The organism is Klebsiella sp. CN_Kp104 (assembly GCF_040064515.1).
GTDB lineage: Bacteria > Pseudomonadota > Gammaproteobacteria > Enterobacterales > Enterobacteriaceae > Klebsiella > Klebsiella aerogenes.
On sequence record NZ_JBEAII010000007.1, the window covers coordinates 41817 to 54281 of the forward strand.

Genomic DNA, 12465 nt, shown 5'->3' on the forward strand with positions numbered 1-12465 from the left:
TACCATACAACCGCGCCTGGTGCCGTAATTTGGTATAGGATAGCCTCGAATTTTCCCTCCTTTACGTTCGGAAACCGATAATGAGTCAACAACCAACCAGCCAGTCTTCTGGCCAGGGTCTGCTGGAGCGCGTATTTAAACTGCGCGAGCACGGCACCACGGTGCGCACTGAAGCGATCGCCGGTTTCACCACGTTCCTGACGATGGTCTACATCGTCTTCGTGAACCCACAAATTCTTGGCGTGGCGGGTATGGATACCAGCGCTGTCTTTGTGACCACCTGTCTGATCGCGGCCTTCGGCAGCATCCTGATGGGTCTGTTCGCGAATCTGCCGGTGGCGCTGGCGCCAGCGATGGGTCTGAATGCCTTCTTTGCCTTCGTGGTGGTTCAGGCGATGGGCCTGCCGTGGCAGGTGGGTATGGGCGCGATTTTCTGGGGCGCCGTCGGCCTGCTGCTGCTGACCCTCTTCCGTGTACGCTACTGGATGATTGCCAATATCCCGGTGAGCCTGCGCGTGGGTATCACCAGCGGTATCGGGCTGTTTATCGGCATGATGGGCCTGAAGAACGCCGGCGTTATCGTGGCGAACCAGGACACGTTGGTCAGCATCGGCAACCTGACTTCCCACAGCGTGCTGCTGGGCGTGCTCGGATTCTTTATTATCGCTATCCTGGCATCGCGTAATATTCATGCCGCCGTGCTGGTCTCTATCGTCGTCACCACCCTGTTGGGCTGGATGCTCGGCGATGTGCACTATACCGGCATCGTCTCCGCGCCGCCGAGCGTAACCTCGGTTGTGGGTCAGGTCGATCTGGCCGGTTCGCTGAACCTTGGCCTGGCGGGCGTGATCTTCTCGTTCATGCTGGTTAACCTGTTCGACTCCTCCGGCACCCTGATTGGCGTCACCGATAAAGCCGGGCTGGCAGATGCGCAGGGTAAATTCCCACGTATGAAGCAGGCGTTGTTCGTCGATAGCGTGTCGTCTGTTGCCGGCTCCTTTATTGGCACCTCTTCGGTTACGGCCTATATCGAATCCTCCTCCGGCGTTTCGGTTGGCGGGCGTACTGGCCTGACCGCCGTTGTCGTAGGTATCCTGTTCCTGCTGGTCATCTTCCTGTCGCCGCTGGCGGGGATGGTTCCGGCCTATGCCGCCGCTGGGGCGCTGATTTACGTTGGCGTGCTGATGACCTCAAGCCTGGCGCGCGTGAAGTGGGATGACCTGACGGAAGCAGTACCGGCGTTTATCACCGCGGTGATGATGCCGTTCAGCTTCTCGATCACCGAAGGTATCGCCCTGGGCTTTATTTCCTACTGCGTGATGAAGATTGGTACCGGCCGTCTGCGTGAACTCAGCCCGTGCGTGATCATCGTTTCGCTGCTGTTCGTGCTGAAAATTGTCTTTATCGATGCGCATTGATCCGCACGCATGATGAAATGGCCCGGCATCGCTGCCGGGCTTTTTTTTATGCTTTAACCCGCTGAATATAATCGCCAAAGGCGGTCAACTGGCCGCGCAGATGGTCCAGTGTGCTCTGATCGACCACTTCACCCGCCTGCGGATCGACTTTGTTCTGAATCACACCGCCCATAAATTCCGGCTTGTTCATGACCATCGCATCGAGGAAGACCAGAATCTGGCGTAGATGATACTGGCAGCGGGCCCCGCCGATGGCGCCCATGGAGCTGGTCTGGATCAGCACCGGCTTACCGGCCAGCGGCTGTTCCGGCAGACGCGAGAGCCAGTCGATAGCGTTCTTCAGACCGCCGGGTACCGAGTAGTTATATTCCGGAGTAACGATCACCACGCCATCCGCTTCGCGGATTTGTTTCGCGATCGCCTGCACGCTCTGCGGGAACCCCTCTTCCTGTTGGATATCGGCATCGTACAGCGGGATATCGCCGATCGACGGCAGCGCGGAGATTTCCATGCCCGCAGGCGCAATGCCCGGCAGCGTGCGCGCAACCATGGCATTAAAAGAACCTTTGCGTAGACTTCCGAGTAACGTAACAACTTTCAACGTATCAGACATGAGTGCTCCTTTGCATCATGATGGCCGGCTAAACCGGTCAGTTGAGGGAGAATACTTTTTCTACCGGTAAGCTGGTAAAGCGCATCAGGCGCGCGTCAGTCTCTTTGGCGCGCGTTTGCGCATCAGGCAGGCAGCGCCAGCCCTCTTTACTATCATATTCCCAGACCTTCAGCGGCCCGATATTCGGGGTGACGGCGATTGACCACACCAGCAACGTTTCAGCATCACAGATGGCTTCAATCGATTGGGTGCCAGCGGTACGCAGGCGACCAGACCCCGGCAGCAGCTGTACTCGCACGGGGGCTTCACCGGTGAGCTTCAGCACGCTGCGGCGCAGCGCCACCAGTTGGGCGCGGGCCTCATCCGGATCGTGCTGGATGTTAATCCATAAATTCTCATTGCTATTGAAGACATAGCGATCGGCGGCATGTAGCGGATGGACGCCACGCGAGGCATGCTGCAGTTCCATATCGAGACCGCAGTCACCTTCGGTCGTCAGCGCTACGCCGACGATATTCCCGGCATAAGAGATGGAAAAGCGGGGAAGGTGGGGATCGCGAAATACGGGCCGTCCATTGGGTTCGCTGATGATTTCCGGCAGCTCGCCGATACCATAAAGCATGAAAAGCAGTTCAGCGAGCAGCGAACGCGAGGCGCGATAGCGGCTCTGTCGGTATTCGGGTAGGTTACGTGCGGATTGATGACATGCCGCCGACAAACGCGTCGATAGCGGCTCCCTGGTGTTGAGTATCCCTCTTGCAAAATGCGTTGCCATTCGTCGCTCCGTGATTAATGGTCAGAGATAAAAATTGTGAATGATATTATCGCTCACAATGAGCAGGTTTTAATGCGGAAATTCTTCCTTGAGAAGGGATAATGTCTGACTTTTACAATTTCTTGCGCAACAACGTGAGGATGATGGGCAATTTCCCTACAGCGTATTGGAATAGAGCTGTTTGAGGGTCTCTCTGAGCCATACGATCTTTGGATTATAGCTATTACGCTTATGCCACAGCAGGGTGAACGGCACGCGCATTTTTTCCAGTAGCTGCGGCTCCAGCGGCAGCGGGCGCGATACCAGCGGCAGATGATGCTGCTGATTATAGTGCTGACAATAGCGCGGCGCGGTGGCTATCATGGTGTGATTTGGCTGCGCCGCCATAAACAGCGACTGCTCAAAGCCGGGCAGGGTCAGGGCAACGGTCCGTTTGTGGCCCAGGTCATGCAGCACATCATCCAGCGCCCAGGTGTCGCTTTGTTCCCAGCAGATATTGATGTGCGGATAGCGCAGGAAAGCCGCCAGGTTCCACTCTTCATTGAGCGCCGGATGATCGGCGCGCAGCCACACCTGCGGCAGGTCGCTAAACAGGACATCAAAATCGATATACCACGGCAGCAGGCTCAGCTGTTCGCGCGAACGCGGATGGGTTTCCTTGCCGCAAAAACCGATATCAACCTCACCACGAATGATGGCATCCAGCGAGTCGTAATCCCAGTTGCGTAAACGGATCAGCGCTTGTGGATAACGTTGATAAATTTGCTGGGAGAGGGTGTTGAGCAGGATCATCAGTAGCGGTGATTCTGCCGCCAGCTCGAACTTCAGGCCGCTTGGCATGGTGTGGTGCGGTTTATCGAGGATCTGATTGCCCATCTGCATCCAGTCGGCAAGATCCTGCTCCATGCTGCTCATTAACGGCGTTGGCGCCAGCCCTAGCGGTGTTTTAACAAATAGCGGATCGTCAAACCAGGCACGTAGCTTGGCCAATGATTTACTCACCGCCGACGGCGAAACGTTCATCCGTTTCGCCGTGCGGGTGACGCTGCGCTCCTGGGTCAGAAGCTGCAGACATAGCAATAAGTTAAGATCGAGACTCGACAGGGATTTCTTCATTATCTTGCGTCGCGCGCGCCGGTGAGACGACCAGTATCAGAACAATACTGACTATGCTACAGGCAATGAGTATCCCGATCAGCATATTCATGGCGCTAAGCCCGATGATAGCCGCCAGCCAAATCCACAGCGAAGAACCACAGACCTGGGCGATGCCGAGGGCGGAGCTGGCGACGCCCGCCCGCAGCGTGAAAGGCCCCAACGCCTGGCTCATCGCGACGCCAAAGCCAACCGAGAAACCCGCGCAGATCATACCTAATCCCAGCATGGTGATGGGCTGGCTGGCGGCGAGGCTCAATACCACGCCAGCGATAAGGAACAACGTCTGCGAGGTCAGCATCAGGGTACGCGGTTTAAACAGCGTCAGAGCGAACGGCGTGGAGAACGACACGGCCATGCTGACCATCGCCATCAGCGCCATCGCCATTGAATAAGTTCCGCGGTCGAAACCCATCTCTTCCATCATCAGCACCGGAGAGACGTTTACGTAAGTCAAAATTGCGGTGACGCTGAGAGTCGTAATGACTATGCGGCTGAGGAAAAAACGGTTTAGCAGCGACTCAGCGGCGCCATTGTGCTGTGCGCCTGCCTGCGGATGCGTTGTCGGGCGCGTCTCACGCAGGATAAACACCGACAATAATCCCACCATCACCCCCATGCCTGTCATGGTGTAGAACAGACTCTGCCACGGATATTTCAACATGATCAGATGGCCAAGTACCGGCGCGAGGACGGGAATAATGCAGGTAATGCCATTAAGCAGCGACAGTACCTTGGCGCGGCGGCGCTCGTCCAGCGTATCGCGCAGAACGGCAAAAGCGACGACGTAGCAGCTTCCCGCGCCGATCCCCTGGATAAAGCGGCCGATCAGGAAATGCGTGCTGTTATGCGCCTGCGAGCACAGTAGCGAGGCCAGTATGAAAGTGATGGCGCCGAAAATCGCGACCGGTTTACGCCCGGATTTATCCGCCGCTCGCCCGGCAAAAAGCATTGCGGTAGCCATGCCGGCTAAATAGACCGAGAAGGCGATATGCAGTTGCGCCTCGCTGGCGCCAAGATCCTGGGCGATGCGCGGTAGGCCGACCAGATACATATCAATGCCGGATGGATAGAGCAGTACCAATGCGAAACTGCAGATAAGAAAGCGTGCCATAGGACCCTCGCAATAAGAATGGCGTACAGCATAGTGGCTAACGCCAGGGAGTACGAGTTGCCATTTGGACAACACTCTTTTCCTGAAAGGAAAAACAGTTGATTGCTTCACAGAGTTGATGTGATTAAGGCAATCAAATAAAAAACCCGCCATAACAGATGGTTATGGCGGGTTAGTAGATGCTTACCAGTAACGCTTACTTACCGATACAGAAACTGGAGAAGATGCGGCCCAGCAGATCGTCAGAGGTAAATTCGCCGGTAATTTCACTTAATGCCTGTTGCGACAGACGCAGCTCCTCCGCCAGTAATTCACCGGCCCAGGCGCCCAGCAACTGCGCTTTGCCCTGCTGCAGATGGTCCGCAGCCGTTTCCAGCGCTTGCAGATGGCGACGACGGGCGAGGAAGCCGCCTTCCATGTTGGTATCGAAGCCCATGCTCTGCTTAAGGTGGTTGCGCAGCACCTCGACCCCTTCACCGGTACGCGCCGACAGGCGGATTAGTGAGTGGCCATTTACTTCGCTGAGCCCCAGCGCTTCGCCGGTGACGTCGGCTTTATTACGCACCACGGTAATCGGCAGCTTAGCGGGCAGGCGCTCGATAAAGTCCGGCCAGATCTCCGCCGGGTCAACGGCGCTGGTGGTGGTGCCGTCGACCATAAACAGCACCCGATCCGCCTGTTCAATTTCCTGCCAGGCGCGTTCAATGCCGATTCGCTCCACTTCATCACTGGCGTCACGCAGGCCTGCGGTATCGATGATATGCAGCGGCATACCGTCGATGTGAATATGTTCGCGCAGTACGTCGCGGGTGGTGCCGGCGATATCGGTGACGATCGCCGCTTCTCGTCCGGCCAGCGCGTTGAGCAGGCTGGATTTACCGGCGTTTGGCCGTCCGGCGATCACCACTTTCATCCCTTCACGCAGCAGGCTGCCCTGACGGGCTTCGGCGCGGACGGCATCGAGATCGGCGATCACGTCGTTCAGTTGGGCTTCAATTTTACCATCGGAGAGGAAATCAATTTCTTCATCCGGGAAATCAATCGCTGCTTCCACGTAGATGCGCAGGTGAGTGAGCGCTTCCACAAGATGGTTCACACGCGCGGAGAAGGCCCCTTGCAAGGAGTTCAACGCCGAACGGGCCGCCTGCTCTGAGCTGGCGTCGATAAGGTCGGCGATGGCCTCTGCCTGCGCCAGGTCGAGCTTGTCGTTGAGGAACGCGCGCTCGGAAAACTCGCCCGGATTGGCGATGCGAACGCCGGGCAAGGTCAGAATACGTTTGAGCAGCAGATCCAGAATGACCGGGCCGCCGTGGCCCTGCAGTTCGAGGACATCTTCGCCGGTAAAGGAGTTCGGCCCCGGAAACCACAGCGCAATCCCCTGATCCAGCGGCGTACCGTCGGCGTCTTTGAACGGCAGGTAGTCGGCATAGCGCGGCTTCGGCAGCTTGCCGAGTACCGCCTGCGCGACGTCGCGCGCCTTAAGGCCGGAGATACGCAGGATGCCCACACCCCCGCGTCCCGGTGGGGTTGCCTGGGCGACGATAGTGTCGTTATGGCTCATGGTGACTCTCTATGTAGATGTAAAAAAGGCGGTCCATTGACCGCCTTCTCTGGCATTAACGTTACCGTAGATACTCGAAATAATTCAAGTTGCAGAAAGGCGGCAAGTTAGTGAGGCCCCAGGAGCTTACTGTAGTAAGTGACTGGGGCGAACTAATGAAGCCAACGCATCTGCGGCTTGAAGAATGAAGAGTATCAGGATTTTTTCTTCTCGCGGCTATGTAGGCCACGCTTCTCCAGACCACGGTAAATCAGCTGCTGCTGAATAATGGTTACCAGGTTGCTGACGATGTAGTACACCACCAGACCAGACGGGAACCACAGGAAGAACACCGTGAAGATGACCGGCATAAAGGTCATGATCTTCTGCTGCATCGGGTCGGTCACGGTGGTCGGCGACATCTTCTGGATGAAGAACATGGTCGCGCCCATGATGATCGGCAGGATGTAGTACGGGTCTTGCGCGGACAGGTCATGGATCCACAGGATAAACGGCGCATGACGCAGTTCAACCGAGGCGCTCAGCATGTAGTACAGCGCAAGGAAGATTGGCATCTGAATAATCAGCGGGAAGCAGCCACCCAGCGGGTTAACTTTTTCTGCTTTATACAGCGCCATCATTTCCTGGCTTTGACGTTGTTTATCGTCGCCCAGACGCTCGCGCATAGCCTGAATCTTCGGCTGCAGCATACGCATCTTCGCCATGGAGGTGTACTGCGCTTTAGTCAGCGGGTACATGATGCCACGAACGATAAAGGTGATGACGATAATCGAGAAGCCCCAGTTGCCGAGGAAGCCGTGGATGAATTTCAGCAGCTTAAACAGCGGTTGGGAGATGAACCACAGCCAGCCGTAGTCGACGGTCAGATCCAGGTGCGGCGCGACGGCAGCCATTTTATCCTGCAGAGCCGGGCCGACCCACAGCACGCTTTCCAGCTTGTCGGTTTGACCTGGCTGCACCAGTACCGGCTGTGATTTATAGCCGATAGCGACAACGCCATTACCGAGGTTAGCGGTATAGAAGTTGTTGGTGCCGTTGTTATGCGGAACCCACGCGGTGGTGAAGTACTGCTGCAACATCGCCACCCAACCGTCTTTGGTGCTGACGTTCAGGTTTTCGTTGTCGACGATAGTATCGAATTTATATTTTTCGTATTTCGAATCAGCAGTGGAGTACGCCGCGCCACGGAAGGTGTGCATGGTAGACAGACCGCCGGTTTGCGTATCGCGGCTTGATGGCAGCGCTGCTGTTTGCTTCAGCTGACCGAAGGAGGAGATCTCCAGCGGTTTTTCGCCGACGTTTTTCACGTTGTAGCCAACGTTCACCGCATAATCACCGCGTTTCAGGGTGAAGGTTTTGGTGAAGACGTTGCCCGCTTTGTCGGTGTAGGTCAGCGGAATAACGATTTCGTTCTGGCCGTCAGCCAGTACATACGCATCTTTATCAGCGTTATACAGCGGACGCGGGCCGTTAGCCGGGTTATCCGGGCCGTCACGACCGGTTAAGCCGCTCTGTGCCTGATAGATAAACTGTGGCGTGGTTTCCAGTAACTGGAACGGTTCAGTAGATTTCAGCGCTTTCGGGTAAGCCGGAAGCAGCGCTTGCTCAACATCACCACCGCTGGTGTTGATGGTCAGATCAAGCACATCAGTTTTAACCGTAATCAGTTTCCCCTGGCCACTGGCCGGTACGCCCTGGTCTGCGGCGCTACCCGCTGCTGTGGTCGTAGTCTGCGTGGTCTGCTGCTGGGTTTGCGGATTTTTGTCCTGCTCCCAGGCTTGCCAGATCATGAAAGACACGAACAACAAAGCGATGATAAGAAGATTGCGTTGCGAATCCATCGTTAGTGTTCTCTGGTATCAAATGGTCCAGGCGGGACGGGGTCGTCACCACCAGGGTGTAAAGGGTGGCATTTTAATACGCGTTTCACCGTCAACCAACTGCCTTTTATCACTCCAAACCTGCGCAATGCCTCAATTCCGTATTGAGAACAGGTTGGCGTGAAACGACAGTGCGGCCCGAGTAGCGGACTAATCAGGCGCTGATAGACCCTGATAAGGCCTATCAGGACCCGCGAGCCAGGCGACAATGGCGGCGCCATAATTTTTCCAACGCTTCCGAGAGAGCACGGTTATCGAGGTCGGCAACCCCTTTCTTTGCCACCACCACGAAATCCATTGGCGGGAGTTCATGTTGACGTAAACGGAAGCTTTCACGCGTCAGACGTTTAATCCGATTGCGTTCATGCGCGCGCTTAACGTTTTTCTTGGCGACGGTAAGACCGATGCGGGGATGCCCCAGCGAATTCAGGCGGCCGAGGATGGTGATTTGCGGCGTGCCAGCCCGTTGTGGCTGCTGGAAGACGAAAGTGAAATGACTGGGAGTTAACAAACGTAACTCCCTGGGAAATGCTAGCTTAACCACGCAGGGTTAGCTTTATTACTTGGAAACGGTCAGACGAGCGCGGCCTTTAGCACGACGACGTGCCAGAACCTGACGACCATTTTTATTAGCCATACGAGCACGGAAGCCGTGAGAACGGTTGCGCTTCAGTACAGACGGTTGAAAAGTGCGTTTCATGGCGATTTCTACCTAAACTTGAATAAATTCACTGACTTTTGCGTAGACCCGAACGAACTTCGAACGACTTACGCCTCAGCGTGGGTGATTAAAGAGGCCGGATTGTAATAATTGTACACTCCGGAGTCAATTCTCTTTCCTTATTTCTCGCACCTTGCCGCACAAAAAATAAGCTGAGACGAGTTGCGAAAACGGGCATTACGCGCCGGGTGGGGGATTATACGGCCTGGCGGGTAAAGCGCAAGGATCGTAAAGGATCTTTGTTAGATCAATTCTGTTCAAAACCGGCATAGCTCATTAATTTTTCCAATATGCGGGCGAAATCGTGCCGCACTCTCGCCAGGATCGATTACACTTACCCGGTTTCGATCCTCCTGTGGATAAATCGGGAAGAATCTGTTGAGAAACACAAGATCTCTTTCTCAGTTTAGGCTATGATCCCCGGTCCCGATCGCGATCCACGGATCCGTCCCGGGTAAAACCGCAAATAGCGGTTCGCACGTCACCCCTTTTGCGCAGGGGCTTTTTCGGCTAATGCAGGGTCTTGCGACGTGTGCCAACAATCACGATTGTTTCAGTTTTTCTTTTATATCGATTTTATGTTCGAGTGGAGTCCGCCGTGTCACTTTCGCTTTGGCAGCAGTGTCTTGCCCGATTGCAGGATGAGTTACCAGCCACAGAATTCAGCATGTGGATCCGCCCATTGCAGGCGGAACTGAGCGATAACACGCTGGCACTGTATGCGCCAAACCGTTTTGTGCTCGATTGGGTAAGGGACAAATACCTCAATAATATCAATGGGCTCCTCAATGACTTTTGTGGTGCGGACGCCCCACAGCTGCGCTTTGAAGTGGGCGCGAAGCCTGCGGCGCCGTCCCACCAGGGGACGGCCAACGTCGCCACGGCGATTCCGGCCGCTCAGGTGCAAACCGCGCGCGTCGCGCCGGCTGTCGCCCGTCAGGGCTGGGATAACGTTCCGGCGCCGGCAGAGCCCACCTACCGTTCCAACGTCAACGTCAAGCATACGTTTGATAACTTCGTCGAAGGTAAATCTAACCAGCTGGCACGCGCGGCGGCGCGTCAGGTGGCCGATAACCCCGGCGGCGCGTATAACCCGCTGTTCCTTTATGGCGGCACCGGCCTGGGTAAAACCCACCTGTTGCACGCCGTCGGCAACGGCATTGTGGCGCGTAAGCCAAATGCTAAAGTGGTTTATATGCACTCCGAGCGTTTCGTGCAGGACATGGTAAAAGCCCTGCAAAACAACGCCATCGAAGAATTTAAACGCTATTACCGCTCCGTTGACGCCCTGCTGATCGATGATATTCAGTTCTTCGCCAATAAAGAGCGTTCGCAGGAAGAGTTCTTCCACACCTTCAATGCCTTGCTGGAAGGTAATCAGCAGATCATCCTGACGTCGGATCGTTATCCAAAAGAGATCAACGGCGTTGAAGATCGTCTGAAATCGCGCTTTGGCTGGGGCCTGACGGTGGCGATCGAGCCGCCTGAACTGGAAACCCGCGTCGCGATCCTGATGAAGAAAGCCGATGAAAACGACATCCGCCTGCCGGGCGAAGTCGCGTTCTTTATCGCTAAGCGTCTGCGTTCGAACGTGCGTGAGCTGGAAGGGGCGCTGAACCGCGTCATTGCTAACGCCAACTTTACCGGCCGGGCGATCACCATCGATTTCGTGCGCGAAGCGCTGCGCGATTTACTGGCGCTGCAGGAAAAATTAGTCACCATCGACAATATTCAAAAGACGGTGGCGGAGTATTACAAGATTAAGGTAGCGGACCTGCTGTCCAAACGCCGCTCCCGTTCGGTGGCGCGCCCACGCCAGATGGCGATGGCGCTGGCCAAAGAGCTGACCAACCACAGCCTGCCGGAAATCGGCGATGCGTTTGGCGGCCGCGACCATACCACCGTGCTGCACGCCTGCCGTAAGATTGAGCAGTTGCGTGAAGAAAGCCACGATATTAAAGAAGATTTTTCCAATTTAATCAGAACATTATCCTCGTGACGCTATGAAATTTACCGTAGAACGTGAACATTTATTAAAACCGCTGCAACAGGTGAGCGGTCCGTTAGGTGGTCGTCCGACACTGCCAATTCTCGGTAACCTGCTGCTTCAGGTCGCGGACGGCACGCTGTCGCTAACCGGTACCGATCTGGAAATGGAAATGGTCGCGCGCGTGTCGCTGATTCAGCCGCACGAAGCGGGCGCCACCACCGTTCCGGCGCGTAAATTCTTTGATATCTGCCGCGGCCTGCCTGAAGGCGCGGAGATCGCCGTGCAGCTTGAAGGCGACCGTATGCTGGTGCGCTCCGGCCGCAGCCGCTTCTCGCTGTCGACCCTGCCTGCCGCCGATTTCCCGAATCTCGACGACTGGCAGAGCGAAGTGGAATTTACCCTGCCGCAGGCGACGATGAAGCGCCTGATTGAAGCCACCCAGTTTTCGATGGCGCACCAGGACGTTCGTTACTACTTAAACGGCATGCTGTTTGAAACCGAAGGTAGCGAACTGCGCACCGTCGCCACCGATGGCCACCGTCTGGCGGTTTGTTCAATGCCTTTGGAAGAGTCGCTGCCGAACCATTCGGTGATCGTGCCGCGTAAAGGGGTGATTGAGCTGATGCGTATGCTCGATGGCGGCGATACGCCGCTGCGCGTGCAGATCGGCAGTAATAATATCCGCGCTCACGTCGGCGATTTTATCTTCACCTCGAAGCTGGTTGATGGCCGTTTCCCGGACTATCGCCGCGTATTGCCGAAAAACCCGGATAAACACCTTGATGCCGGCTGCGACATTCTCAAGCAGGCCTTTGCCCGCGCGGCAATTCTGTCGAACGAGAAATTCCGCGGCGTGCGGTTGTACGTCAGCGAAAACCAGCTGAAAATCACCGCTAACAACCCGGAGCAGGAAGAGGCGGAAGAGATTCTCGACGTCACTTATTCGGGCAGCGAGATGGAAATCGGCTTTAACGTTAGCTACGTGCTGGATGTGCTCAATGCGCTGAAGTGCGAGAATGTGCGCATTCTGCTGACGGATTCCGTATCGAGCGTGCAGATTGAGGATGCGGCTTCACAGTCCGCCGCCTATGTTGTCATGCCTATGAGATTGTAGAATCTGCAAAGGGTCTGGTTTACTTGCCATTTCGCCTTCCGGCAGTGCTCGACAAAACGCTATGCGTTTTGGACGTCTGTAAGACGGTCCGAAGGACGAGCGGAGCGAGCAAATGCTCACGTAC

Annotated in this window: 12 protein-coding genes; 3 read left to right on the plus strand and 9 right to left on the minus strand. The window is 55.8% G+C overall.

All coding sequences use genetic code 11. The features are described 5' to 3' along the window. Positions 1–80 precede the first annotated feature (80 nt). Complete coding sequence (locus ABLU80_RS10125) at positions 81–1418, plus strand: NCS2 family permease (protein WP_015369021.1); 1338 nt, start codon at positions 81–83, stop codon at positions 1416–1418. A 46-nt stretch (positions 1419–1464) separates the two neighbouring features. Here ABLU80_RS10125 and ABLU80_RS10130 read toward each other — a convergent pair whose 3' ends face one another. The 9 genes from ABLU80_RS10130 to rpmH all read right to left on the minus strand — a co-directional run bounded on the left by ABLU80_RS10130 (position 1465) and on the right by rpmH (position 9216). Then, a complete protein-coding gene (locus tag ABLU80_RS10130) occupies positions 1465–2031 on the minus strand; it encodes an NADPH-dependent FMN reductase (protein WP_015369022.1) in 567 nt (188 codons plus the stop codon). 37 nt (positions 2032–2068) lie between these two features. Next, complete coding sequence (locus ABLU80_RS10135) at positions 2069–2653, minus strand: hypothetical protein (RefSeq protein ID WP_162378695.1); 585 nt, start codon at positions 2651–2653, stop codon at positions 2069–2071. Between the two features lie 309 nt (positions 2654–2962). Continuing rightward, entirely contained in the window at positions 2963–3922 is a 960-nt protein-coding gene (yidZ, locus tag ABLU80_RS10140; protein ID WP_047080121.1) for an HTH-type transcriptional regulator YidZ, read from the minus strand. Continuing rightward, positions 3891–5075, minus strand: coding sequence for an MFS transporter (locus tag ABLU80_RS10145; RefSeq protein WP_047058294.1), 1185 nt, complete (start codon positions 5073–5075; stop codon positions 3891–3893). The genes yidZ and ABLU80_RS10145 overlap by 32 nt, the downstream gene beginning before the upstream one ends. Before the next feature lie 196 nt (positions 5076–5271). After that, the gene (gene mnmE / locus ABLU80_RS10150; protein ID WP_015703904.1) at positions 5272–6636 is read right to left on the minus strand and encodes a tRNA uridine-5-carboxymethylaminomethyl(34) synthesis GTPase MnmE; all 1365 of its coding nucleotides are present in this window, start codon (positions 6634–6636) and stop codon (positions 5272–5274) included. 194 nt (positions 6637–6830) lie between these two features. Then, positions 6831–8477 carry a membrane protein insertase YidC gene (yidC, locus tag ABLU80_RS10155; protein WP_015369027.1) on the minus strand — a complete coding sequence of 549 codons (1647 nt, stop codon included), beginning with the start codon at positions 8475–8477 and terminating at the stop codon, positions 6831–6833. Positions 8478–8479: 2 nt separating this feature from the next. Then, positions 8480–8737 carry a membrane protein insertion efficiency factor YidD gene (gene yidD / locus ABLU80_RS10160; RefSeq protein WP_015703903.1) on the minus strand — a complete coding sequence of 86 codons (258 nt, stop codon included), beginning with the start codon at positions 8735–8737 and terminating at the stop codon, positions 8480–8482. After that, the gene (rnpA, locus tag ABLU80_RS10165; RefSeq protein ID WP_015703902.1) at positions 8701–9060 is read right to left on the minus strand and encodes a ribonuclease P protein component; all 360 of its coding nucleotides are present in this window, start codon (positions 9058–9060) and stop codon (positions 8701–8703) included. The genes yidD and rnpA overlap by 37 nt, the downstream gene beginning before the upstream one ends. A 15-nt stretch (positions 9061–9075) precedes the next feature. Next, positions 9076–9216, minus strand: coding sequence for a 50S ribosomal protein L34 (rpmH, locus tag ABLU80_RS10170; RefSeq protein WP_015369029.1), 141 nt, complete (start codon positions 9214–9216; stop codon positions 9076–9078). A gap of 619 nt (positions 9217–9835) precedes the next feature. Here rpmH and dnaA point away from each other — a divergent pair. Next, the gene (dnaA, locus tag ABLU80_RS10175; protein ID WP_015703901.1) at positions 9836–11236 is read left to right on the plus strand and encodes a chromosomal replication initiator protein DnaA; all 1401 of its coding nucleotides are present in this window, start codon (positions 9836–9838) and stop codon (positions 11234–11236) included. A 4-nt stretch (positions 11237–11240) separates the two neighbouring features. Then, a complete protein-coding gene (gene dnaN, locus ABLU80_RS10180) occupies positions 11241–12341 on the plus strand; it encodes a DNA polymerase III subunit beta (protein ID WP_015369032.1) in 1101 nt (366 codons plus the stop codon). The last annotated feature ends 124 nt before the right edge of the window (positions 12342–12465 follow it).

Coding starts and splice junctions, on each gene's coding strand:
- ABLU80_RS10125 (WP_015369021.1), top strand. CDS start 81: ATGAGTCAACAACCAACCAGCCAGTCTTCTGGCCAGGGTCTGCTGGAG.
- ABLU80_RS10130 (WP_015369022.1), bottom strand. CDS start 2,031: ATGTCTGATACGTTGAAAGTTGTTACGTTACTCGGAAGTCTACGCAAA.
- ABLU80_RS10135 (WP_162378695.1), bottom strand. CDS start 2,653: ATGCTTTATGGTATCGGCGAGCTGCCGGAAATCATCAGCGAACCCAAT.
- yidZ (WP_047080121.1), bottom strand. CDS start 3,922: ATGAAGAAATCCCTGTCGAGTCTCGATCTTAACTTATTGCTATGTCTG.
- ABLU80_RS10145 (WP_047058294.1), bottom strand. CDS start 5,075: ATGGCACGCTTTCTTATCTGCAGTTTCGCATTGGTACTGCTCTATCCA.
- mnmE (WP_015703904.1), bottom strand. CDS start 6,636: ATGAGCCATAACGACACTATCGTCGCCCAGGCAACCCCACCGGGACGC.
- yidC (WP_015369027.1), bottom strand. CDS start 8,477: ATGGATTCGCAACGCAATCTTCTTATCATCGCTTTGTTGTTCGTGTCT.
- yidD (WP_015703903.1), bottom strand. CDS start 8,737: ATGGCGCCGCCATTGTCGCCTGGCTCGCGGGTCCTGATAGGCCTTATC.
- rpmH (WP_015369029.1), bottom strand. CDS start 9,216: ATGAAACGCACTTTTCAACCGTCTGTACTGAAGCGCAACCGTTCTCAC.
- dnaN (WP_015369032.1), top strand. CDS start 11,241: ATGAAATTTACCGTAGAACGTGAACATTTATTAAAACCGCTGCAACAG.